Source organism: Chishuiella changwenlii, assembly GCF_900142565.1.
GTDB lineage: Bacteria > Bacteroidota > Bacteroidia > Flavobacteriales > Weeksellaceae > Empedobacter > Empedobacter changwenlii.
In genome coordinates this window covers 23,526-49,327 of sequence record NZ_FRBH01000014.1, presented here as the reverse complement: position 1 = coordinate 49,327, position 25,802 = coordinate 23,526, and the positions used below count along the sequence as shown (strand labels likewise).

At 29.4% G+C, this 25,802-nt stretch carries 21 protein-coding genes; 5 read left to right on the top strand and 16 right to left on the bottom strand.

Going from position 1 to position 25,802, the window contains the following annotated elements; translation table 11 throughout:
- Nucleotides 1-315: 315 nt before the first annotated feature.
- The 6 genes from rodA to sppA all read right to left on the bottom strand — a co-directional run bounded on the left by rodA (nt 316) and on the right by sppA (nt 8,104).
- A complete protein-coding gene (rodA, locus tag BUA86_RS15010; RefSeq protein WP_072933968.1) occupies nt 316-1,860 on the bottom strand; it encodes a rod shape-determining protein RodA in 1,545 nt (514 codons plus the stop codon).
- Nucleotides 1,829-3,772 carry a penicillin-binding protein 2 gene (gene mrdA, locus BUA86_RS15005; protein ID WP_072933967.1) on the bottom strand — a complete coding sequence of 648 codons (1,944 nt, stop codon included), beginning with the start codon at nt 3,770-3,772 and terminating at the stop codon, nt 1,829-1,831. Before mrdA ends, rodA begins: the two co-directional genes overlap by 32 nt.
- Nucleotides 3,769-4,284, bottom strand: coding sequence for a rod shape-determining protein MreD (mreD, locus tag BUA86_RS15000; protein WP_072933966.1), 516 nt, complete (start codon nt 4,282-4,284; stop codon nt 3,769-3,771). The genes mrdA and mreD overlap by 4 nt, the downstream gene beginning before the upstream one ends.
- Nucleotides 4,274-5,125: a rod shape-determining protein MreC gene (mreC, locus tag BUA86_RS14995; protein ID WP_072933965.1), complete on the bottom strand. Its 852-nt coding sequence runs from the start codon at nt 5,123-5,125 to the stop codon at nt 4,274-4,276. Before mreC ends, mreD begins: the two co-directional genes overlap by 11 nt.
- 13 nt (nt 5,126-5,138) lie before the next feature.
- A complete protein-coding gene (locus tag BUA86_RS14990) occupies nt 5,139-6,164 on the bottom strand; it encodes a rod shape-determining protein (RefSeq protein ID WP_072933964.1) in 1,026 nt (341 codons plus the stop codon).
- A gap of 170 nt (nt 6,165-6,334) precedes the next feature.
- A complete protein-coding gene (sppA, locus tag BUA86_RS14985) occupies nt 6,335-8,104 on the bottom strand; it encodes a signal peptide peptidase SppA (RefSeq protein WP_072933963.1) in 1,770 nt (589 codons plus the stop codon).
- A 27-nt stretch (nt 8,105-8,131) separates the two neighbouring features.
- Between sppA and folK the strand changes: the two genes are divergently transcribed.
- Both folK and BUA86_RS14975 read left to right on the top strand, forming a co-directional pair.
- Nucleotides 8,132-8,542, top strand: coding sequence for a 2-amino-4-hydroxy-6-hydroxymethyldihydropteridine diphosphokinase (folK, locus tag BUA86_RS14980; RefSeq protein WP_072933962.1), 411 nt, complete (start codon nt 8,132-8,134; stop codon nt 8,540-8,542).
- A 58-nt stretch (nt 8,543-8,600) separates the two neighbouring features.
- On the top strand, nt 8,601-10,019 hold the full coding sequence (locus BUA86_RS14975) for an OmpA family protein (RefSeq protein ID WP_072933961.1): 1,419 nt from the start codon (nt 8,601-8,603) through the stop codon (nt 10,017-10,019).
- Between the two features lie 194 nt (nt 10,020-10,213).
- On the opposite strand, the gene BUA86_RS14970 is transcribed toward BUA86_RS14975, so the two are convergent.
- From BUA86_RS14970 to putP, 7 genes are all read right to left on the bottom strand, one after another.
- Nucleotides 10,214-11,584 carry an exonuclease domain-containing protein gene (locus BUA86_RS14970; RefSeq protein WP_072933960.1) on the bottom strand — a complete coding sequence of 457 codons (1,371 nt, stop codon included), beginning with the start codon at nt 11,582-11,584 and terminating at the stop codon, nt 10,214-10,216.
- Entirely contained in the window at nt 11,585-13,132 is a 1,548-nt protein-coding gene (locus BUA86_RS14965) for a helicase HerA-like domain-containing protein (RefSeq protein ID WP_072933959.1), read from the bottom strand.
- 37 nt (nt 13,133-13,169) lie between these two features.
- Nucleotides 13,170-14,138: an endonuclease/exonuclease/phosphatase family protein gene (locus tag BUA86_RS14960; protein ID WP_229731940.1), complete on the bottom strand. Its 969-nt coding sequence runs from the start codon at nt 14,136-14,138 to the stop codon at nt 13,170-13,172.
- Between the two features lie 77 nt (nt 14,139-14,215).
- Nucleotides 14,216-15,103 (bottom strand): rhomboid family intramembrane serine protease, encoded by an 888-nt coding sequence (locus BUA86_RS14955; protein ID WP_072933957.1) that lies wholly within the window; start codon nt 15,101-15,103, stop codon nt 14,216-14,218.
- Nucleotides 15,104-15,856: a rhomboid family intramembrane serine protease gene (locus BUA86_RS14950; RefSeq protein ID WP_072933956.1), complete on the bottom strand. Its 753-nt coding sequence runs from the start codon at nt 15,854-15,856 to the stop codon at nt 15,104-15,106. It abuts the gene before it with no gap.
- A 1-nt stretch (nt 15,857) separates the two neighbouring features.
- On the bottom strand, nt 15,858-17,642 hold the full coding sequence (gene mutL, locus BUA86_RS14945) for a DNA mismatch repair endonuclease MutL (RefSeq protein WP_072933955.1): 1,785 nt from the start codon (nt 17,640-17,642) through the stop codon (nt 15,858-15,860).
- A gap of 136 nt (nt 17,643-17,778) precedes the next feature.
- Nucleotides 17,779-19,278: a sodium/proline symporter PutP gene (gene putP, locus BUA86_RS14940; RefSeq protein WP_072933954.1), complete on the bottom strand. Its 1,500-nt coding sequence runs from the start codon at nt 19,276-19,278 to the stop codon at nt 17,779-17,781.
- An 80-nt stretch (nt 19,279-19,358) separates the two neighbouring features.
- Between putP and BUA86_RS14935 the strand changes: the two genes are divergently transcribed.
- The 3 genes from BUA86_RS14935 to BUA86_RS14925 are packed head-to-tail and all read left to right on the top strand — an operon-like array spanning nt 19,359 to nt 22,869.
- Nucleotides 19,359-21,362: a thioredoxin domain-containing protein gene (locus BUA86_RS14935; RefSeq protein ID WP_072933953.1), complete on the top strand. Its 2,004-nt coding sequence runs from the start codon at nt 19,359-19,361 to the stop codon at nt 21,360-21,362.
- 2 nt (nt 21,363-21,364) lie between these two features.
- Nucleotides 21,365-21,919, top strand: coding sequence for a DNA-3-methyladenine glycosylase I (locus BUA86_RS14930; protein WP_072933952.1), 555 nt, complete (start codon nt 21,365-21,367; stop codon nt 21,917-21,919).
- A 53-nt stretch (nt 21,920-21,972) separates the two neighbouring features.
- On the top strand, nt 21,973-22,869 hold the full coding sequence (locus BUA86_RS14925; RefSeq protein ID WP_072933951.1) for a DMT family transporter: 897 nt from the start codon (nt 21,973-21,975) through the stop codon (nt 22,867-22,869).
- A gap of 662 nt (nt 22,870-23,531) precedes the next feature.
- Here BUA86_RS14925 and BUA86_RS14920 read toward each other — a convergent pair.
- The 3 genes from BUA86_RS14920 to BUA86_RS14910 all read right to left on the bottom strand — a co-directional run bounded on the left by BUA86_RS14920 (nt 23,532) and on the right by BUA86_RS14910 (nt 25,727).
- On the bottom strand, nt 23,532-24,380 hold the full coding sequence (locus tag BUA86_RS14920) for a hypothetical protein (RefSeq protein ID WP_072933950.1): 849 nt from the start codon (nt 24,378-24,380) through the stop codon (nt 23,532-23,534).
- Between the two features lie 89 nt (nt 24,381-24,469).
- A complete protein-coding gene (locus tag BUA86_RS14915; RefSeq protein ID WP_072933949.1) occupies nt 24,470-24,925 on the bottom strand; it encodes a GNAT family N-acetyltransferase in 456 nt (151 codons plus the stop codon).
- Between the two features lies 1 nt (nt 24,926).
- Nucleotides 24,927-25,727, bottom strand: a complete 801-nt coding sequence (locus tag BUA86_RS14910; RefSeq protein ID WP_083580397.1) for an SDR family NAD(P)-dependent oxidoreductase — start codon at nt 25,725-25,727, stop codon at nt 24,927-24,929.
- Nucleotides 25,728-25,802: the final 75 nt, after the last annotated feature.

Genomic DNA, 25,802 nt, shown 5'->3' with positions numbered 1-25,802 from the left:
GCTAGAAGCTAGAAGCTAGAAGCTAGAAGCTAGAAGCTAGAAGCTAGAAGCTAGAAGCTAGAATTTAAAATTAATATCTAACCTATTTAGCATTCTCTGCAAATTTTTTAAAAAATATTTTCTGACTGTCATGTTCAACTTGTCGAAACGTTTTTATTATAGAGAAGTTAAACTTAATACTAATTTTGAAATTCGAATCCTCGAACTCCAAATTGCGATAGCGATTGGAGCGGCATCCTTTTTACTTTAAACGATGATAATATTTAAAGTAAAAAGATATAGCGTAAAGCGCGCTCGATCGCCCAAAATAAAGCTCTATATTAAACTTTGACTATTCTTGTAGTGTATAATTAAGAAAATTCCTATCATGATTGTAAATCCCCACAAAGAGCTTCCTCCATAACTGAAAAATGGTAAAGGAATCCCTACTGTTGGAAATAGACCAACAACCATTGCAATATTTATAAAGAAATGGAAAAATAATACAGAGGATACAGCATAACCATAAAATCGTGCAAATCTACTTTTTTGCGCTTCTGATAAATAAAATAGTCTTGCTACAAAGATTGCATACACAATTACTAAAGATGCACTTCCTACAAATCCCCATTCTTCACCAACTGTTGTAAATATATAATCTGTTTGTTGTTCTGGTACAAAACGCCCTTTTTTAATTGTTCCTTGGTTATATCCTTTTCCATATAATTCTCCAGAACCAATTGCCGTTTTGGCATATAATAAATTATATCCGGATGTATCTCTATATTTTGCTTCTCCTTCATACAATACCATAACACGTTCTTTTTGGTGTTTTGGTAATTTTTCGAAAATTATTGGAGAGATAAAACTTATAGCTATAGTAAAAAATAATAAAATAATTGAAACTATGATACTAAAGCTAAAAACGTTTGCTGCTAAACCAGATTGAGATTTAAAAGGTGAGTTATTTATTTCTTTTTGCTGAGTTAACTTTAAAATTAATAGTGGTGTAATGGATATAAAAAACCCTATTAAACCAAATAAAACGGTATTAAATAGAATTGGTTCTGAGAAGAATAATGAACGCATTGGGAATAAATATCCAAATGATTCGCGCGTGTCTTCTGAAAGATTTTGAACCGAGTAACAAGCGGCAATTAATACAATAAAAAATATTGATAATCCTACTAAAATACCATGCATAACATCAATTACGTTTTGATTGTAATTAAATGATAAAATAGTTAATGCTATGGCTAAAATTGTAAAACCGAAAAATAATAAAACATAAAACGGTATCTGTACAATTGATATTAAGAATATGATTAATAGAATAATTGGTGCAATAATAATCCATGGATTTAATCCTTCTCTATATAATGCAATACTTAATGAACAAAATATAATTACGGAACCTAAATCTGGTTGTAATAAAATTAATACAACTGGTATTCCTATTATTATTAGTATTTTACCAATAAAACTAAAGTCTTTAAGATTAGCATTGGAATGATTGATAAAATTGGCTATTAACAATGCAGTTCCAATCTTAGCAAACTCGGCTGGTTGTAGACTTAAAGGTCCAAATCTATACCAAGCCTTGGCTCCATTAATTTCTTTTCCAATTATTAAAACTCCTACGAGTAAAAGAACTGATATAATGTAAATAACAGGACTATATATTTCGAAAAAATTACGGTTATTACCACTTAAAATAATCAGAACTAAGACCATAAAAATACCTAAGCCAAACCAAATAACTTGTTTTACACCAAGATCAGGGTTTACGCTATAGACATTCATAATTCCGAAAGCTGCAATTAAGAAGCCTAAAATTAGAGTTGTCCAATCAATACCTTTTAATAATCTGCTTTGACTCATTTTTTAGTTTAGTTGAATCTTTTTTGATTGGTTCTATGTACAATCCTTTTCTTTTTAAATAATCTATCCACTGACGATTATATTCACCTTGTAGATTTCCATTTTTCATTCTGTCCACTAATGCTGGACGTTTTATAGTATCTGTTATGTATAATTCTGCTACTAAACTAGCCATAGGTCCTGCCCATGTTGTTCCCCATGATCCGTTTTCTACAATTGCTGCAATTGCAATTTTTGGTTTATCTGCGGGCGCTATTAATATAAATAATGAATGATCTTGTCCGTGAGAATTTTGTGATGTTCCTGTTTTACCTAACTGAGTAAATGTACTTGTTTCGAAACTTCTTGCTGTTCCCATTGTATACACATTTCTCATTCCTCTTAAAATAATATCGAAATGACTTGGATCAACCAATGTTTTCTTTTTTACCATATAAGTAGAATCCGTTAAAGGTTTTCCATCTATTTGGTGAACGATATGTGGTGTATAAAAGAATCCTTTATTTGCTATAGCAGCCGTATAATTAGCCATTTGCAATGGTGTCGTATTGATGTCTCCTTGTCCCATTCCGTTAAAAATGATTCTATATGGATTCCAAACTCCCTCACCAAAACGATCGTTATAGAAATCTGCTGTAGGGATAAGTCCTTTACTACCTACAGGTAAATCTGTTCCCATAAATTTTCCTAAACCAAAGCTATTCATTATTGCAGCCCACTCATTCATACCAACACTGTAATCATTTGGGTCTTTTCTTACAATATCTCTGTAAGCTTCAGAGAAAAAGTTATTACAAGATTTCCCAATTGCATGTTCTAAACCTTGAGGCGTATAATACATTCCACAGTGACAACCAATGTGCATTCTTCCATATCGGAAACCATGTTTACATACATAAGTTGTCTGCTCTGTCATTGTTCCCATCTGTAAACCTGCTAAAGCTGTTACGACTTTAAAAGTAGAACCAGGAGGATATGTTCCTTGTAAGGCTCTATCAAAAGTAGGTTTAGAAATAGAATCATTAATTAAAGCATTTCTAGATTTAGATTGTAAGAAATCGTTTGGATTAATCGTTGGCGCAGAAGCCAAAGCTAAAATTTCTCCATTATTTGGATCTATAGCTACAATTGCTCCTCTTTTATTTTTTAGCATTTGTTCTGCTAATTCCTGTAAACGATAATCAATCGTAAGATTTACTGTTTTTCCACTTTTTACAGGGTGGTCATAATCTCCATTTTTGTAGGGTCCAACAACATTCATTGTTCTATCTACAATCCAGTTTTTTACTCCCTTTTCACCTCTTAAATCTTTCTCATAAGATTTTTCAACTCCACTAATACCAACTAAATCTCCTGGTTGATAATAATTAGAATCTGTTTTTATGTAAGATGGATTTGCTTCGTTTATATAGCCCAATATATTTCCAGCAGTACCAACCATGTATTTTCTTTCTGGTCGCTTAATTATACTAAAAGCTGGGTATAAATATAACTGCTCTTGCATACGAGCAAAATCTTCACGAGAGATATTCTTTAAAAAAGGATAAGGTGATAATTTTTTATAATCCTTAGCTGTTGTTATTTTAGAAATAATAGAATCAAATTGATTGGTTGAAATTCCAACCATTTTAGAAAATTTAGATCGATCAAAATCATTAATAAAAACGCCAGAATCGTCTATAATTTTAGATGGTACAACATCTATCTCATAAGAATATGAATTACTTACTAATAGTTTTCCGTTTCTATCTAAAATATCTCCCCTATTTGGATAAATTATTTCTTGTTTAATAGATGTATTAAAGGCATTTAAAGTATATCGATCTGTAAACAATTGTAGATACGCCAAACGTCCTAAAAATAGAAAAACTATAAATAGAATTAGGACATAAACGATGAACAACTTTTTCATATTCCAACTTTATTTTTAAATAAGATTTTATAAATAAAGACAAACACAAGTGTTATCCCAGAATTAATCAATGCTTTTAGCAATGTTGGAGTTATCCCTTCTAACTTAAAGTTTTCTAGAGTTAACAGTATCAAATGATGTAAACAAGTTAATATAGATAAATAGAAAATCCATTGTGCAAAACTCAACGAATGGAATGTAAAAAACTCCATTTCATATTCTTGCTTACCAGCCAATAATTTTATAATTGGATTTCTTATAAAAGCTATTAAAGTTAATGCAAATGCATGGATACCTCCTGTATATTCGAAAATATCAATCGTTAATCCCAATAAAAATGCAAGAATTAATAGAGCATATTTATTTTGATAAGGAGGATAAAAAAGTACAAAAACAATATAAATATATGGTTGATAACTTCCTAAAAAGTTAATGTGATTAAATACAAAAACTTGTAGTAAAGCAAAAATAATAATCTTAATTATATTGATTAAAAAATCTTTATTGAACATTCTGTCTATTTGTTATTGTATCTGATTTTTCTACACTTTTTATCTCTGCTTTATTTAGGTTAGTTACAACATAACCGTGAGACAAGTTACCAAAGTCTTGTTTTAATTTAACTTGGATTGTTAACTCACCAGTTGCATCTATCCCTTTACTTACAACCTTACCAATTGTAATTCCTTCAGGAAAAACAGGAGATTTTCCGTCAGTTTCTATTGTATCACCTTTTTTAACTGAAATATATTTCGGTATTTCTAATAACTGAACAAAACGAGGATCTTTACCATCCCATTTAATTGTCCCGAAGTATTTATTTCCTTTTATTCTAGCATTTATACTAATATCTTTATTAAGTAAGGAAATTGCTCTAGAATAATTTTTACCAGCATATGTTACAATACCAATTACACCATTATTTGTAATAATACCGTCTCCTTTTTCTATCCCATCATTTGTCCCTTTATTAATTGTTAAAAGATTCTGGGTTTTTGTAATAGAGTTATTAACGATTTCTGATGGTATGAACGAGTATGTTTGTTTACCTCCTAAAGAATCTGTTGTATAAAACTTTTTAGTTTTAGCGTCTTTAATTCCTAAATGTACCAATTGTTCGCGTAAGAAGGCATTTTCATCCATCAAATCATTATTTACACTTGGTAAATTAATATAATTGGTAACTTTTGCAATCTTTCCGTCTACATATCCTGTAAATGAAGTACTAACAGAAGCTAAGATTGTTTCGTGATAAATATTTTTTTTAAAGACAAGAAGCAATGCAATTAATTCTAAAAATAAAAAAATTAATAACATTCCATTTCTCCTAATGGCACTCAGAATATATTGCATTGGTCTTTAGGCTCTATTTCATTAAAAATGTGAATTTATCAATATTTTTAAGTGCGATTCCTGTTCCACGAACAACTGCACGTAATGGATCGTCTGCTAAGAAAACTGGTAAACCTGTTTTTTTAGAAATACGTTGATCTAATCCTCTTAACATAGCACCTCCACCTGCCATGTAAATACCAGTATTGTAAATATCAGCAGCTAATTCTGGTGGTGTTTGAGATAAAGTTTCCATTACACCATCTTCTATTCTTAAAATAGATTTATCTAATGCACGAGCAATCTCACGATAGTTAACCGTAATTTCTTTTGGTTTACCTGTGATTAAATCTCGTCCTTGTACTGGCATATCATCTGGAGCGTGCTCTAACTCTTCAACAGCAGAACCTACTTCAATTTTTACACGTTCAGCAGTTCTTTCTCCAATATATAAATTGTGATGTGTTCTTAAATAATAAGCAATATCATTTGTAAATACGTCTCCTGCAATTTTTACAGATTTGTCACAAACAATACCTCCTAAAGCTACAACAGCAATCTCTGTAGTACCTCCACCTATATCAATAATCATGTTACCTTTTGGTTGAGTAATATCTATACCAACACCAATTGCAGCAGCCATAGGCTCATAAATAAGGCGAACATCTTTTGCATTTACTCTTGCACAAGAATCTTTAACGGCACGTTTTTCTACTTCTGTAATTCCAGAAGGAATACAGATTACCATTTTTAATGAAGGAGAAAATAATTTACCTTGAATTCCTGGAATTTTTTTAATAAATTCTGTCAACATGAACTCTGAAGCTTCAAAGTCTGCGATAACTCCATCTTTCAATGGACGAATTGTTTTGATATCATCATGCGTTTTTCCTTGCATGTGTTTCGCTTGTTCTCCTACAGCAATAACTTTATTTGTTCTTCTATGGATAGCAACTATAGATGGGCTATCAACAACGACTTTATTGTTATGAATTATTAAAGTATTCGCAGTCCCCAAGTCAATCGCAATTTCTTGCGTGAAAAAATCAAATAATCCCATGTCGATTATGTGTCAGTAATTATTAAAAAATGAATGTACAAAAGTAAATTAATTATAATTGATTATAAAAGAGTTTTCCTATTTTTTTATCAATTAAATATTCTACTAAATTAATAAGAATTTAAGAAAAAAAAAGGGTTAATTAAAAATTAACCCTTTTTTAAGATTTTTTATTTGATTTGTATGTCATACGGCATTCTTAGCTGTAAGCCTTTTTGCTCATTTAACATCTTTATTTCTTTATAAATTCTTATTCCGTCTGTTCCTAATTCCTTTGCTATAGAAGCTTCTACATTTTTACCTTGTAAATTTGCCATAAACTCTTCAAAAGAATCTTTACGTTTCGGATAGTTAACAGTAGAGTATTTATTTATTTTAGCTAATCTAGCAGCTTCTTTTATTGCATCGTTTAATCCTCCAAATTCATCAACTAAACCTATCTGCTTAGCTTTTGTTCCAGACCAAACTCTTCCTTCTCCAATTTTATCTACCTGATCAAAAGTCATTTTACGATTTTTTGCTACGTGATTAACAAATTTACCATACGTTAAAACAATTGATTTTTGCAATGTATTTTTTGCTGTTGCAGACAAAGGTGTTGTTAATGATTTTAATTGATTAGAATTTGCATTAGTTTTAACCTCATCAAAATCTAATCCTATATTATTAAATAATTTTTTAGCATTTGGTATCATTCCAAAAACACCTATAGAACCAGTTATTGTATTTGGTTGTGCATAAATTTTATCAGAAGATTGTGCTATATAGTATCCTCCAGATGCTGCTACATCTCCAAAAGAAACAACAATTGGCATCTTTTCTTTAAGTTGCATTAACTCGAATAAAATTTCTTCGGAAGCATTTGCACTTCCTCCTGGTGAATTAATACGTAATACTAAAGCCTTTACTTTATCATTTTTAGCTATTTTTCTTATAGCATCAACGTATGTTTTAGACTGTATTCCATCAAAACCATCGCCTTCTGTAATTGCACCAGATGCGTACAATACTGCAACTTTTTCTTTTTCTGATTCTGGAGATAACGTAGAAAAATAATCATCAATTTTTATTGTATATTTTTCTAAAATTTCAAAATCACTTTTAGAATCATCTTTTTCTAACTCTAATTTTTTAAATAACATTTTTTTGTACTCATTTTCCTGAGCTAAAACATCATATATCTTATTTTCCTTCCCTAATTCTGGAATAAAAGCATATAAACTATCCGTAATGGTATTAAAATCTTCTGAAGAAATTTTTCTTGCACTTGTAATCGATGTTTTCATATTTCCCCAAACATCATTTAATAGTTCACTTACTTGTAATCTATTCTCTTCAGACATATTTGTTCTAAAAAATGGCTCTACAGCACTTTTAAACTGTCCGTGACGTATAACTTGAAAATCGACACCATATTTATCTCCTGCATTTTTATAAAACATAATTTCAGAACTTAATCCTTGTATTAATGTTCCTCCTAATGGATTTTGATAAATTTTATCAGCTGTTGTGTTGATATAATAAGATAATTGATTTCCTGTATTAGAATAAGCATAAATAAACTTTCCTGATTTTTTAAAATCAACTAAAGCATTTCGTATATCAGTTGCTTGCGTTGCTCCTCCAGAAAAATTATCTAATTGAAGGCTAATTCCTTTTATATTATCGTCAGTTTTAGCTTCTTTGATTGATTCTAATATGTCTACCAAATAAAATTTCGGAGAATCAGAAAAATCAAAAATTGAAGTTGAGCGATCCATCTCACTTTCCATAATAACATTATCTAAAGATATCTCTAATACAGAACCTTTACTTACCTTGGTTGAAGGTGTTGATAATGCAGATACAAAGATTAAAACTATAAAAATTATTACGAATACACTAAACGTTAATAAATTACCTACTATTGTGGAGAATACTCTCCCGAAAAAGTTTTTCATTTTTAATTTATTATTACTTTTGCTTATATGTCGCAAAATAAAGTCATTTTGTTACTAGGAACAAACTTAGGAGACAAAAAAAAGAATTTAGTAACAGCAAAAGAATTTATTAAAGCTGAAATTGGAAAGATTTCACAAGAATCTAACATACTAGAAAACAAAGCAGAAGACTTCACAAGTAATAATTTATTTCTCAATCAAAAAATAGAAATTTTAACACAATTAAATCCTTTTGAGCTTTTATTTACTATAAAAGGTATAGAGAATAAAATTGGAAGAGTTTATTCAACTCCTCTTCAAAATGAAATTCACACAGATCGTTTAATAGACATCGATATATTAAATTTCAATGAAATTTCAATAAACTGTAAAAGACTAACAATACCCCATAAGCAGATTTACACTCGAGAATTTGTTAAAAGTTTATTTTTTTATTAAGTAGCTAATAATTAGTAAATTATTTTTACTATCTTAGCATATAATTAAATCTAACCTAATGAAAAAACTTTTATCCTTATTAATTTTGGGTACGGCAATGTTTTCGCATGCCCAAAATAATTACGACGAAAATTACGACACGAAACCTTTTAATAACAGTAAAAAATTATACAGCGATTGGTCTGTTTCTGTTTTTGGAGGTGGAAACCTTCTTCAAAATTCTGATCTTGTATCTTGGATGGGTGGGTATTTCACTCCTGGATATGATGCTCAAATTCAAATAAATAAACAAATCACACATGCTTTTGGTTTAAGTTTACAATACCAAATTGGTAAAACTAGACAAAAAGGAAATGCATTTAATAATACTCCATGGGATGCATACACAGGAATGGCTCATGGAAAAACTGAATATCAAGGTATTTCTATATTAGGGGATTTAAATGCTTCTAACTTATTTAGAAGAATCGACAATAAAACAGAATTCAAATGGGCAATACATTTATATGCAGGAATTGGTCTTTTAGGATATAAAGCATACATGAACAACTTTAGAGGTTCTGGTGATAAATATGAATTAATTACAGATCAAAAATTAGGAGATAAATCTGTTTATACTCAAGTTGGTTCTGGTTTAAGATACAAATTAAACAAGAAGTTTGATTTAGAATTACGCGCAATGTATGTAATGACTGGGGATGAAGAGTTTGATGGATCTGGTGCTCCTGTACCTGGTTATCAAACTGCTGCTGACACAGAAGAAGGAAGAGATGACAATATGTTTACCTTATCTTTAGGTTTACACTATAAAATAGGTAAAAACAAACAAGATGCTTTACAATGGGTTTCTCCTGTACATGTATTAGCAAATGTTCCTGCTCCACAAGATTATAGCTTTGATTGTGTAGATGAGGATAAAGATGGTGTTTGTGACCAATGGGATAAATGTTTAGGTACTCCAGAAGGTGTTCGTGTAGACGGTGCTGGTTGTCCTCTTGATTCGGATGGTGATGGTGTTCCTGATTCTGAAGATAAATGTCCTACAATTGCTGGACCTCCTACAAATGGTGGTTGTCCTGAAAAAATCTTAAGAATTTCTGGTGATGATATTGCTACTAAAATTAATACTTTATTAGAAGGAATTGAGTTTGATTACAACTCTGATAAAATTAGAGAGCAATCTTATGTGAAATTAAACAATGCTGTAGAAATTTTATTAGCTAATCCTGATAATAGATTTGTTGTAGAAGGACACACAGATGCTGCTGGAGATGCTGCTTACAATCAAAAATTATCTGAAAAAAGAGCTGCTTCGGTAATTAAATACTTAGCTAACAAAGGGGTTAATGTAAATAAATTATCTCCTGTTGGTAAGGGTAAAACTGACTTAAAATGGCCAGAGTGTAACCCTGTTACAAATTGTCCAGCATGGAAGAACTTAGAAAACAGACGAGTTATCTTTAAAGAAGTTGAATAATAACAATTAATAAATACAAAAAAAGTCGGTAATAATTACCGACTTTTTTTGTGCTTATTTTTTTATTCAAAATTTGATAATTGAGATTTAAAACTTATTTAGAACTACAAATCTTCTACCTCTATTTTTAGTGATCTCTATGAAATCTTTGTTATTTCTAACAAGAATATAAAGTATTGAATAGTCAACTTAAACTACTCATTAAATAATATCACTTGATTTGGATTCTTAGATATTTTATATAAAAAATATTTCAACATATTTACAACCTCTTCAGTTTCCTTTATAGGAATTAAAATATGGTGAATTTTCTCTAAAGATTTTATTTGTTGATGATACTCGTAGTAACCATATCCTTTAAATTGATTATCCTCAATCAAATAAAATGATTTCTCTATTCCTCTTCTACCTTTATCCAGTATTAAAAAAGTTTCAGCAGGAAATTTAGTTAATGCAACAAAATCTTCTATTCTTTGATTATACTCATCTTTAGGTTCTTCCTTTAGACAAGCTCCTTTACATTCATTAACCTTATATTTAAAACAAGAATTTTCAGACTTTATTCCAGAATTTACTTGTAAACATAAGTTATAATCATGAATTACTTTTTCTAGAATTTCTTTTGCTTTATCTTTTGTTTTAAACTTTAATACAGCTTCTGTTTTTCTATTTTTACCAATTTCTAATCTAGAATAACCTCTTTTAGACTCTAAAAAATATAAACCAAAAGGATATGCTTTATTCTCAACAACCTTATGATTATACATTGGTTGATTATTAATAACTTCATTATTCTTTTTAATAGCAGCTAGAAATTCACTCCCTGTTTCTTCAAATTTAATAGATCTTGTATAACGTTTTAATTTACTTGATCTTAATGTTTTTGACGTGAAAATTTTATTAACAGACAAAGCAATGTTACTACTTTTACCTATATAAATTAATTGCATTTTACTATTATATAAATAGTAAATTCCGACCTTATTTGGTAAGCCTTCTAAAAGCTTCTGATATTTAGAATGTGCTTTCTTTGGTAATGCTAATCCTGTTTTTTTTGTAATAATTTTTTCAGCATCTTTGTCAAGAAGTAGTTTAAACAAAGCTATTGTTGCTCTTGCATCTCCAGAAGCTCTATGTCTATCTGTAACAATAATACCAAGAGATTCACATAATTTACCTAAAGAATAAGATGGCAAACCAGGAATTAATACTTCACTATATTCAAAAGTATCAATCCATTCTTTTTCAAAATTATAACCCAATCGTTCAAATTCTTGTTTTAGCATTCTGTAATCGAACATTACATTATGACCAACAAGCGTACAATTATCTGTAATTTCTACAATTCTTTTTGCTATTTCGTGAAATTTTGGAGCAGAAAGAACCATTTTATCTGTAATATGTGTAAGTTTTTGCACATAATGGTCTATCTTTTTTTCTGGATTCACTAATGAGATAAATTGATCAACAATCTCTTTTCCATCAAATTTATAGATAGCAATCTCAATAATTGATTCCTCACCAACTTTTCCACCTGTGGCTTCTATATCTAAAATCGCGTACACTTATTTTTTTCCTTTTAAATAACCCGTCAACAATTTCATTATCCAATCTATTAATTTTCTAGTTGCAGTACGACTCATATCACGAACCATTCTGTTATCTGTCCAATCTTTTTCCTTTGGAGCATTCTTTCTTCTTGAAACTGTCTCTGATGTTGATTTTCCTATATTTTTATTTAATTCTTGAGTTTCCGTATTTAATTGCGTCGTTAAAATATCTTTTGCAGATTCCTTATCAATCAATTCAGCATATTTTTTTACTAACTCAGAATTTCCTGTAATTGTATTTATTTCTTCGGATGACAATACATCCATTCTAGAATTTGGCGCTCGCATGTGCGTAAAGGCTAAAGGTGTTGGAATTCCTTTCTCATCTAACGCCGTAATAAAAGCTTCTCCAATACCTAGTTGAGTTATATCCTCATCAGCTTTATAATAAGTTGTTGTCGGATAATTCTCTATTGCTTTTTTTATTTCTTTTCTATCTTTAGCTGTAAAACCTCTTAATGCATGCTGAACTTTTAAACCTAATTGACTTAAAACTGCATCAGGAACATCTCCAGGAACTTGTGTTACAAAGTAAATACCAACTCCTTTTGATCTAATTAATTTCACCATTGTTTCGATTTGATTTAATAAAGCTTTTGTAGCTTCTTTAAAAATCAAATGTGCTTCATCAATAAAAATAACCAATTTTGGTTGATTTAAATCTCCAGCTTCAGGAAACTGACTATATATTTTGTTTAACAAACTCAACATAAATGTTGAAAACAAGTTTGGTTGATTTTGAATATCAACTAAACGTATAATATTTACTATTCCTTCTCCATCTTTTACTTTCAACAAATCAAGCACATCAAAACTTGGTTCTCCAAAAAATTTTGTAGCTCCTTGTTGTTCTAAAGCGACAATCTTTCTTAGAATTGCACCTAAAGATGCTGGTGATATTGTTCCGTAATTTTTATTTAATTCTGCTTTACCTTCATCCGAATCTGTAACATATTGAAAAACTTTACGAATATCTTCTAAATCGATTAATGGTAGGTTTTTATCTTTTGAATATTTAAAAATTATCGAGATGATACTTTCTTGCGTTTCATTTAGTTCAAGAATTTTACTGAATAAAATCGGTCCAAAATCTTCTACAGTTGCTCTTAATTTTGCTCCTGGCTCATCAGAAATTGATAATAATTCGACATGAGAAGCTTTTGGATTAAACGACAAATTTAATGCTTGCATTCGTTCTACAGCATTTTTATCTTCAGGATTTGCAGAAGCTCCTATCCCAGATAAATCACCTTTTATATCCATTAATAAAGTTGGAACACCTTTTAAAGAAAGTTGTTCAGCTATAATTTGAAGAGATTTAGTTTTACCTGTTCCTGTTGCTCCACCTATTAAACCATGACGATTCATTGTTTTTAATGCAACAGAGATTTCTGCTTCTTCTACAATTTCTCCATTTAATTTTGCTTTTCCTAAAATAATTTTGTCATTTTTATAAGAATAGCGTTGTTGAATTTCCTGAATAAAACTTTCTTTTTGGCTCATTATGAATTAGATTAATTGAAAATAAATATAAGAAAATTTATTCTGAAATTTTATATTTAACTACAACTGGATAATGATCAGAAAATTTCTTTCTAATTATTGATGCCTCAACTGGTTTAAAATATTTTGAATGGAACAAATAATCAATTCTAATTGGAAATTTAAATCCATGAAATGTTGTTGCAACTCCTCTTCCAACTTTTATGTAAGAATCTTCTAAATATCGATTAATCATTTCGTATTCATAAGAAAGTGGTGTTGAATTAAGATCTGACGCAAAAATAACTGGATGTCTAGAAGATGTTATATAAGGAATTATTGCTTTTATCTGCTTTTCATGCTTTTGCATTCCTTTTATTAACTTTACCTCAACTTTTTTACTTGTTTTACTAACTTCTTCTGTATTATCTGACTTTAAAATATCTTTCACCAATTCTTTTTCAATGTACATTGGTTCCAAGTAAACATTAATTACACGAATTGTATCGTACCCTAAATCTATATCAGCATAAGCAGCACCTCCATTTAACTCAGAATCACTTACTTTTATCTCTTTTGTCTGAATAATTGGATATTTACTATAAAATGATAACAATCCATAAAACTCAGCATAATAATTTTTAAAATCTTTATTGATTAATTTTTTTTGTTGTCCTTCATAAGCTTCCTGTAAAAGCATAATATCGGCTTGATTGTTTATCAATAAATCCATAGTTCCTTCATCTCTAAAACCATGTACATTATAAGTCAATATTGATAAATCTGCTTGTTTATCTTCTACTTTATTTGGCTGATAGATTGGATATGAAAGAAACATTGGGTAAAACAATCCTAAAGAAAGAATTGAAATAACGATAAAGTGTCTCCAACTAAAAAAAATCCAATAAACAATAAATAGAATAATAAAAATGAATAAGATAGGATAACCTATTGATAAAAAGTTAAGATAAGGAATTTCCGTTGGCGAAAAATACTTATTCAAATAGACACCATAAGCTATCAACAAAAAAACGATGTTTAGTGTTAAAACAAACCGATTAAAATAATTTAATTTGAACTTATTGATAATTCCCATTTACTTATTTATCTTCCTTCTTTAAATAAAAAATCTTTTTCTTCTTTTGATAAACTCTCATAACCTGAACGAGAAATTTTATCTAAAATTACATCTATTTTTTTTTGTTTTTCAACTTTTTGATGATTAAAATCGTAATCATTTTTCGGAACATTTGTTCTCTTAAAATCAGATGAAGAATTTTTATATGTTTTAAATGTTGACCTTTCCTTTTTCTTTGTTACACTCCCTATTTTATAAAGGATTTTCCCTAAGAAATCGTTTCCTTTTTCGAACTGTTTCATGTAAAGATATCCAAAAATAGCTCCTCCTAAATGAGAAATACTTCCTCCTGCATTTTGATTTGCAATAATATTATAAACATCAAATGCTATAAAAACATAACCTACATACAATAAAGGAAAAGATGTTGGAATAAACATTAATCTTACTGGCATTTTTGGGTTATAAGAAATCAATCCAAAAAATACAGCATAAACTGCAGCTGACGCACCTACTAATAAATGCGAATAGTTGAATACATTCTGAAATAATAGAAAGAAAATTCCACCAAAAATTCCACCAAAAATATAAAATGTAAATAGATTAGTATCTCTAAATTGCTTTAAGAACATTTGTCCAACAAAATAGAGTAAAATCATATTCATTAATAAATGAAAAGGATTACCATGCAACCAAGAATAAGTTAATACTTGCCATGGTCTTAGCAATAATTCCTCTGATGAATAAAGTGCAAACAAATCGGTAGTTGAAACCGTTACATTTGCAATAGTCTTTAAAATAAAATCAACAATCAATAGTGTAAAAAACACCATTACATTAATGTAGATTAATTTTATTGCACTATTTCCGTATTTATATTTTTGTTTTAAATCGTCTATTATATTATTTCCCATTTAATTTCTTCTGTATAAATTCTTTTTCCAATATCTTGACAATAAAAAGCCTATTAAACCACCACCTAAGTGAGCAAAATGTGCAATATTACCAACATTTTTATACCCCATATAAAACTCTAATAATACCATTACAGGAATAAAATATTTGGCTTTTACAGGAACTGGAAAAAAGATTAACATTAATTTTTCGTCTGGATACAAAACTGCAAATGCAATTAATAGACCATAAATCGCTCCAGAGGCACCTACCATTGGTGTTGCATAGTCTTGTATTAATTGTATTCCTTCTTTGCTTGATTTAAAATCTTCTGGCGCATTAAATAATTGTCCTTGTATGTTTAATCGTGAATAATCGTATAAATCAGCTAAAGAAATACCCTGTGTTTGTATAACCTCTTTTAATTGTTCTATTTGAAAGTAATTTGTTAAATTATACAATAAAAAACCTCCAACACCAGCTAGAAAATATAATGTTATAAATTTCTTTGGTCCAAAAGTATATTCTACAACAGAACCAAACATCCACAGTGCAAACATGTTAAATATTATATGCGTAATTTGTGGAAAACCAGCATGCATAAACATGTACGTTAAAATTTGCCAGAATTTAAAATTTGGAGACTCTGGATAAAAAGTTCCTAAAATAACACTTAAGTCAATTCCCTTTTGTGCAAAAACAAAAGTCGCTAGAAAGAATAAACCATTAATAATTAATAAATTCTTTGTAATTGGCGGTATAGATTGTCTCATCTTATTGTAATGTTTTTTTAATATCAGACGTATTCATTTGTACAAATACTGGACGTCCGTATGGCGTATAATTAGGATTAGGCAATTTTAGTAATTCTTCTACTAACGTTTGCATTTGTTCTGCTTTTAAAGCCATTCCTTTTTTTACTGCCGCATTTTTTGCTAATATCTTAGCAAATGTATTATCTAATTCTAATTCTTCTTGATATTCTAATTCCTCAATAAAATCCATAAACACAGCAACAACATCTTCTTGTTGTACATCTACTGGAATAGCATTTATTTGTATAACTTCTTCTTCTAAAGAAATATCAAAACCAAAACTCATCAATTGTTGTTCCACATTGATTAATTTTTGACGATCATTTGGTGAAAGTTCTAATTCTATAGGGAAAAGCATTTGTTGTACTAAAGCATTTCCATTATTGGAATGAATAAATTTTTCGAACAATATTTTTTGATGCGCGCGATGCTGATCTATAATTAATAATTCTCCTCTATACTCAACAACCAAGTATTGATTCATCCATTGAATAACCTCAAAAGTATCCTGAAAATCATCGGATTCAAATAACTGATGTGCATGATTATTTTCTATTTCTAACTCTACAGCATCATTATAAAAATCTAAATTAGCTTTAATATCAGATGGTTTTGGTGCTCTTGCTTGTTGATGCTCAAATGGATTAAAACTAGAATCTACTGTAATTTCTGGCATTTTAATTTCTGTATCTTCTTTTGCAGATGGAATAAATGCCCAGTTAGGATCTTGTTCAAAATCTAAGGAAGGTGTAATATTAAATTGTCCTAATGCATGTTTTACAGCAGCTCTTAAAATTGTAAAAATTAATGCTTCATCTTCAAACTTAATTTCTGTTTTAGTCGGATGAATATTTATATCAATTTTAGATGGATCAATCTCTAAATATAAAAAATAAGAAGGAGTGTATCCAGTAGGTAATAAACTCTCAAAAGCATCTACAATTGCATTATGTAAATATCCACTTCTAATGTAGCGATCATTCACAAAGAAAAATTGTTCTCCTCTCGATTTCTTAGCTGCATCTGGTTTTCCTACAAACCCTTTTACTTTTACAATTTCGGTATCTTCTTCAACAGAAATGATTTGAGTATTTAATTTTTTTCCAAAAATTTGAGCAATACGTTGTTTTAAGTTCCCCGCTTTTAAATGATAAATTTCTGCATCGTTATGATGTAAAAAGAAACTAATATTTTCGTGTGCCATTGCGACACGTTGAAACTCATCTTGAATGTGACGAAATTCTACTTGATTAGATTTTAAAAAGTTTCTTCTTGCAGGAACATTATAAAAAAGATTTTTAACTGAAATAGAAGTTCCTACTGCACAAACAATAGGATCCTGATTGCGAACTTCTCCACCCTCTATCACTAATTGTGTTCCTATCTCGTCTTCATCCTTTTTTGTTTTCGTTTCTACTTGTGCTACAGCCGCAATAGAAGCTAATGCTTCTCCACGAAAACCCTTTGTATGTATATTATATATATCTTCAGTTGTTCTAATCTTAGAAGTTGCATGACGTTCGAATGCCATTCGTACATCTGTAACGCTCATTCCAGAACCATTATCAATTACTTGTATAAGACTTCTTCCGGCATCTTTTACAATTATCTGAATAGAAGTTGCTCCAGAATCTACAGCATTTTCAATCAATTCTTTTATAACAGAAGCTGGTCTTTGCACCACTTCTCCTGCTGCAATTTGATTGGCTACATGATCTGGAAGTAATTGAATAATATCACTCATTTTTTTGTATAAATTGATTTAAATTTTGATCATTTTTTCGACCAAACTCTACAAATATACAAAGAAATCTCCCTTTTTTATCTATTTGAACAGCGTGAAACTTATCAACAAATTTTTATTTTTTGTTAAATAATTATTAATTATTTCGAAGAATAGTATTCACTTCATCAAATTCCTTGTCAATTTCTTTGTTTGGTTTTTGAGTTATTAACGATACAACATAAATCATAACAAGAGAAGAAATAAATCCTGGAATAATTTCATACCATTCTTTATAATCATGATTGGTATAAACCCAAGCTAATACAACAATTCCTCCAGTTAACATTCCTGCTAATGCACCTTGCCATGTTGTTTTTTTCCAGAAAAGGGAAAATATAATTAGTGGACCAAAAGCAGAGCCGAATCCAGCCCAAGCATTTCCAACTAAATTTAGAATAGAATCATTTGGTGTTAATGACAATAAAACTGCAATAATTGCTACAATTAATACAGATAGTCTACTTGCTACTAACAATTGTTTTTGAGAAGCTTTCTTATTTAAGAATGCTTTGTAAATATCTTCTGTAAGTGAACTTGATGTCACCAATAATTGAGATGAAATTGTACTCATTACAGCAGCCAAAATTGCTGACAATAAGAAACCTCCAATTAATGGATGAAATAGTATTCTCGAAAAATAAATAAAGATTGTTTCCGATTCAGTTTTTGAAGAATCGAATTTCATCATAGTTGTTGTATCAAATTTAAGTAAATAAGCAATTCCTATTAAACCAACTAATAGAGCACCCCCAACAGTAAAAATCATCCATGTAATTCCTATTTTTCGTGCTTTCGTTAAATCAGAAACTTTATCAATCGCCATAAATCTAACTAAAATATGTGGTTGACCACAATATCCTAATCCCCATGCCATTAAAGAGAGAATACTAATTGTAGTTGTTCCTTTAAACAAATCAAGATATTGATCTCCTTTTTGGTTAATAATAGAAACTGTTTCTCCTACTCCTCCAATTTCATAAATTACAACAATAGGAACTATTACCAATGCTAAAACCATAATTGTTCCTTGAACAAAATCGGTTAAACTTACAGCTAAGAAACCTCCTAAAAAAGTATACAATACAACTACAAAACTAGTTAACCAAAGTCCAGTTGTATAATCTAATCCAAATGCAGATTCAAATAACTTACCTCCAGAAACCATTCCCGCAGAAGTATATAATGTAAAGAATACTAATATTAAAATAGATGATACTATTCTTAATAAACGGGTTTTATCTTTAAACCTGTTTTCAAAATAAACAGGTAACGTAATAGCGTTTTGCGCAACCTCCGTATACATTCGTAATCGTGGTGCAACAAATATATAATTAAGGTAACAACCTAATGTTAATCCAATTGCTATCCAAGCACTCGAAAGTCCTGTAAAGTACATTGCCCCTGGCAATCCCATTAATAACCAGCCGCTCATATCTGCGGCACCTGCAGAAAGTGCTGTTACTGCGGCACCCATTTTACGGCCTCCGATTAAAAATTCTTCCGAATTACTTGTTGATTTTCTATAGGAATAAATTCCAATTCCAATCATTAAAGCCATATATAAGCCAATAGAAATGTATTCATAAATATTCATAGTGGGTTGAAATTTTTAACTAAAATATAATTTTTAATCCACAATAAAAACATCGAAATTTATATTTTTAAAACATGTTTATGAATTTTCAACAAAATAATCTTCAATTCTCTACAAGCCCCTACTTGAAACAACATGAAAAGAATCCCGTTTGGTGGCAAAGCTGGAATGATGAAGTTTTAGAGTATGCTAAAAGCACAAATAAACCTTTACTAATTTCTATTGGTTATTCTGCTTGTCATTGGTGTCATGTAATGGAACATGAATCTTTTGAAGATGATGAAGTTGCTAAAATTATGAACGAATATTTTGTTTGTATAAAAATTGATAGAGAAGAGCGTCCTGACTTAGATGCATTATACATGAATGTGGTACAATTAATTCATCAATCTGGTGGTTGGCCTCTTAATGTTTTTGCTTTACCTGATGGTCGTCCATTTTATGGCGGAACCTATTTTCCAAAGCACCAATGGTTAGAATTATTAGACAATATCAATCAAATGTTTCATCACCATCCAAATAAAACAACAGAATATGTAGATTCTATTGCCAATGGATTAACTAAAATAGAAACAATTGATTTAAAATCTATCACCGATTTTTCTAAAACAAAAATTGAAGAAACATTCGAATTTTGGCAACAACAATTTGATGACGAATGGGGAGGATTTAACCGTGCTCCAAAATTTATGTTACCAAATGCTTGGCAAACCATTTTAAGATATGGGATACAAACTAAGGATGAGAATTTTTTAATACAAACCAAAATAACATTAGACAGAATGGCTTTTGGTGGTCTCTACGATCAATTAAAAGGAGGCTTTTCTCGTTACTCTGTCGACGCTTACTGGAAGGTTCCACATTTCGAAAAAATGCTTTACGACAATGGTCAATTACTTTCTTTGTATGCAAATGGTTTTAAAATTTTCGGCGAAAAAGAATATCAAACAGTAATAGAAGAAACTGTTAATTGGTTAAAAGATGAAATGCTGTCACCCGAAAATGCTTTTTATGCTGCCATTGATGCAGATTCCGAAGGTGTTGAAGGAAAATATTATGTTTGGAATTCAGAAGAATTGGAAACAATTTTAAAAGAAGATTTTCAATTATTTAAAAGCTATTATAATATTGATGGATTTGGAAAATGGGAAGAAGAAAATAATATTCTTATTCGATTAACTGATGATGATGATTTTTGCGAGAAAAATGCTATTCCTTTACAAGATTTACAAGCTAAAATAAAAGGATGGAAAACAGCATTAAATGAAGTGAGAGAAAAACGTATAAAACCTCATTGTGATGAAAAAACTTTAACTTCTTGGAATGCTCTTTTAATTACTGGATTATGTGATTCTTATCAAGCCATAAATAATATTGAATATTTAGATTTAGCTAAAAATGCCATGGATTTCATTTTAGAAAATCAATGGAATGGTGAAACTCTATTTAGAAATTATAAAGAGAAACAAACAACAATTCCTGGTTTTTTAGATGATTATGCTTTAACAATAGAAGCTTTAATTAAGTTATTTGAAACAACAACCGAGTTACATTATATAGAAACAGCACAAGAATTAACAGAAGAAACGTATAATCAGTTTTACAATCATAAAAATAAAATGTTCGCTTATAAATCTCATTATGATACACCTTTAGTAAACGAAACATTTGAGATTTATGACAATGTTATTTCTTCTTCCAACTCTGTTATGGCAAATAATCTATTTCGATTAGGAAAAATCCTTCATCAAGAAAAATATATGGAGCAAGCAAAGCAAATGCTTTCTAATGTTCAGGAAAATATATTTGACCATCCAACAGGATTTGCCAATTGGATTAATTTATACTTAAATTTTAGTCATTCTTACAAAGAGATTGTGATTATTGGAAAAGATGCTAAAAAATATTTAGAGGAAATTCAGAAATATTTTATTCCAAATGCCGTTTTTGTTGCAACAGAAAAAGAACATTTAGAAATTACCAAAAATAGATTAGTAGAAGACAAAACATCTATTCATATTTGCGAGAATTATACTTGCCAATTACCCGTTTATACAATTAAGGAGGCTTTAGAAAATATTTAATTATGACAAAAACACGTTGCGCTTGGGTTAATAAAGATCAGATTTATATTGATTACCATGATAATGAATGGGGACAACCTATTTATGATGATAAAACTTTTTTTGAATTTTTGGTTTTAGAATCTTTTCAAGCTGGATTAAGTTGGTACACAATTTTAAAAAAGCGAGAAAATTTTAGAACGGCTTTTGCTAATTTTAATGTTGAAAAAGTTGCAAATTTTGATGAAAATAAAATTGAGGAGTTATTGCAAAACGAAGGAATTATTCGACATAGAGGAAAAATTGCAGCAGCAATTAATAATGCAAAATTATTTATCGAAATTCAGAAAGAGCATGAATCTTTTTCTAATTTCATTTGGAAATATGTTCAAAACACACCTGTAGTAAACAATTGGAATTCTATAAAAGAAGTTCCTGCAACAACTGAAATTTCTAATTTAATTGCAAAAGATTTAAAGAAACGAGGATTCAAGTTTTTTGGCTCTACAACTATTTATGCTTTTATGCAAGCAACAGGAATGGTAAATGATCACACAAAAGATTGTTTTTGTAGTTAAAATTTTTGTTTTTTTATAACCTTTAATTTTGCATCTTTGCGCAAATTTAGAACATGAAAATCGAATTAAAATATTGGATCGTTTTAGGTATTTTAGCACTTACTTGGGGAAGTTCTTTTATCTTGATAAAACAAGGATTAGTTTCTTATACTCCCTATCAGGTAGGAGCTTTACGCTTATCTATAGCTGGAGGAGTTTTAGCATTTTGGGGTATTCCTAATTTATTTAAAATTCCGAAAGACAGATTAAAGTATGTTGCTTTAGCTGGTTTTTTAGGAAACTTTGTTCCTATGTTTTTATTCCCGATAGCACAAACACGTGTTTCGAGTTCTATGGCTGGAATCTTAGATTCTCTTGTTCCATTATTTATTCTGTTTTTTGGTTCTTTATTTTTTAGCATAAAAGGAACTAAAAACCAGATAATAGGTGCTGTAATTGGTTTTTTAGGTGCTGTTCTTTTAATTAGTGGTGATGGTTTTTCGGGAGAAAATAGTTTACTACATTGTTTATTAATTGTTTTAGCCACTGCATTATACGGATTGAATAGTTTAATTTTAACACGCTATTTAAACGATGTTCCATCTTTCCAATTATCATCTGCTTTATTTACGATATGGCTTCCTCCTGCTGTAATTATTTTATTTTTCACAGGCTTTTTTCAAACTTTCGAAGGAACTCCAGAACAATTAAGAAGTTTAGGGTTTGTAACAATTTTAGGTTTAGTTGGAACTGCTTTAGCGATGATTTTATTTTATAAATTAATACAAGTAACAGGCTCTATGTTCTCTTCTATGGTAACGTATTTAATGCCTATTGTTTCTGTTTTCTGGGGATTTTTAGTAGGAGAAAAAATTACGATAATGCACTTAATCGGATTTCTAATGATCTTATCTGGTGTTTATATGACCCAGAAGAAAGAGCGTAGCAAAAAAATAGAGGTTAGAGGTTAGAGGTTAGAGGTTAGAGGTTAGAGGTTAGAGGTTAGAGGTTAGAAAGGTAAATTTTCTGTCAGTTCGAGTGATTTTCGAAATGAAATGAAGAAAATTGTATCGAGAACTTAGACTAGAAAATTAATAAATCCTTACTTATTTCTCGATACAAAATTCTAAACGAATTTCACTCGAAATGACGGATTTAAAACAATTATAAAATTATTTTCTATCAGTTCTAAGTACTAGTATGCGATTCCGAAATGAATTCCTTTAAACATAAAATACTATAATCATTAATTCAATTTAGTTGTCATGCTGAGCCTGTCGAAACGCTAATATTTTTTTGATGTGTTAATGTGTTAATGTGTTAATGTGTTAATGTGTTAATGTGTTAATGTGTTAATGTGTTAATGTGTTTAAGGCACAACTTAATTCTTAATTCTTAATTCTTAATTCTTAATTCTTAATTCTTAATTCTTAATTCTTAATTCTTAATTCTTAATTCTTAATTCTTAATTCTTAAATTAACAAAAAAACGTTAGGGGTTGTAGGGGCATCCTTTTGTAGAGCGTTCTAGCGAACAAAAGATACAGCACAACCAAATGAGAAACAACTAAATATTGTTTATTATAATGGTTGCGAACGTAGTTCTACCCGCCCGAATGGAACGCCCAAAAAATCTATTTAGAAATGTATGGTTTTAAATCCGAAGCTAATTTTTTAGTAAAAAAATCTGCTCCTACATTATTCATGTGTGTTGTATTATAAAAATATTTTTGCTGATGACTAATAGAATCGTCAGAATAATCTAATAGAGGCAAATTATATTTACTTAAAGTCTTTTTATAACTTGAAACTATTTCGTCTCTATTCAGCATATAATCTTGTCCTTTGTAAAATTCTGGAGCAATTGTAAAAATTAATTGAATGTTTTGTTTTTTACATTTTTTAATTAGTTTCTCTAACAAAACATATTCTTGCGAATCAAATTCAGCATTTTTCTTTTTCAATTTCTTCCAATTTACTTTCCATTCTCTGTTGTAAGATTTAAAACCATCTTCGCGGAAAAAACCATCTTTTTCTAGTATTTCTTTTTTCGCACTCGCAATTTGCTCTTTCCAATACGTTTGGTTTCTATAACGATACAGCGGCAATATAAAATCCCAAATAGTAGTTTGTTTATAGTCTTTTAAAGCTTCGTATAAATTAAAATTCCACAACATAAACGGCGCATACTGATTGGGTTGAAAAACTTCGTCTATATGCGAAAAAGAAAATGTATCTAAATTCCAAACAATGGTTTTAGGTTTTGGATTATGTTTGAGATATAAATTGAAACGATAATACTGCATTTTGAATTTACTTCCGTTTAATCCAAAATTATACACCGTTTGTTTTAATTCTGTTTCTAAAATTTGAGGATTTATATGAATAAATGCTCTAGATGAACCAAAAACAGCTAAATCTACTTTTGTTTTTCCACTTCTTATTAATTCCCACTCTTGTACTTCTCCACTAAAAAGAGGCATTTTCTTTAGTTGATTTGAATAATAAGAATCAACACAAATCAACACGAAAAAAATAGTAAAAAAGGAAATGAAAAAATATTTTACGAATTTCATTTTCTCAACATTTCTATATGTGGTATATCATCTTCTAAATACTCTTCCGAAACTTGTTCAAAACCGAACGATTCGTAGAATTTTTTAAGGTAAAGTTGAGCTGATATACGTATAGTTGATATTTGGTATTTATTTTCTATTACTTGAATTGAATTATTTATTAATTGAATTCCTAATCCCATTCCTCTAAATTTTGAGTTAGAAATAACACGACCTATTGATGGTTCATTTTCATACGAAAAACCTTTTGGTACAATACGAGAATAAGCAGCAACCTCATCATTTATTGTTGCCCAAAGATGTCCACAAACAAAATCTTTTCCGTCTGCATCTTGATAAACACAATCTTGTTCCACCACAAAAACTTCATTTCTTAATTGAATAATTTTATATAGCTCTTGTGTTGTTAACTCATCAAAATTCTTATAATTCCAAATGATATTTTGTTCCATTTTAATCTAGTTTTGAATATTTTGCAATAATATTTTCGAATACTTTTTGAGGTAAAATATTTTTTAAGGTTACAGAAAATTTTTGCATCGATTTTCCGATATAATAATGCGGTTTCAAGTTCTTTTGATTGATTATATTTTCGATTATTGGAATTAAATCTTCTGTTGGAGTTCCTAGTCCAACTTCGTGGTCAATATCTGCAACCATAGCATCAAACTTTTGTTCATAAAATTTAGATACAAATGTTTTTACTCTTCCTTCTGCAATATTTGTTTTTATATCACCAAAATTTAAAGTTGTTATTTCTATTCCTGTGTTTCTATTCTCTAATCTTGCTGATTCTATTAATCTATCTATCATTGCTTTAGAAGCTGAATAATAACCTCTAAATGGTAATCCATTGTTACTAGCAATAGAAGAAACATTTAAAATATAACCCGATCCTTGTTTACGCATTACTGGCAAAACCTCTTGCATAGTATAAATTGAACCGTAAACATTAACATCTAATAATTTTTCGATGTCTTGTTTTGTTGCATCTTCTACAGCTCCCAACATACCAATACCCGCATTGTTTATCAAAACATCTATTTTATGATTGGTTTCTGTAAAAATTTGACGAAAAGTTTGTTGTACATTTTCTTTACTCGAAACATCTGTCGGAATATGTTTAAATCTTTCTTGACCTTTTGCTGTTCTAGACAATCCGTAAACTTGATGTCCTTTATCATGAAAATAATTAGCCAATGTTAATCCTACTCCAGAAGATGAACCTGTAATTACAATAACTTTTGATTGCATAATGCGTAAAATTTGAAGACAAAACTACATAAACTAAAATAAATATTTAACGAATAAGTGTTTTTTTGAAAAGAT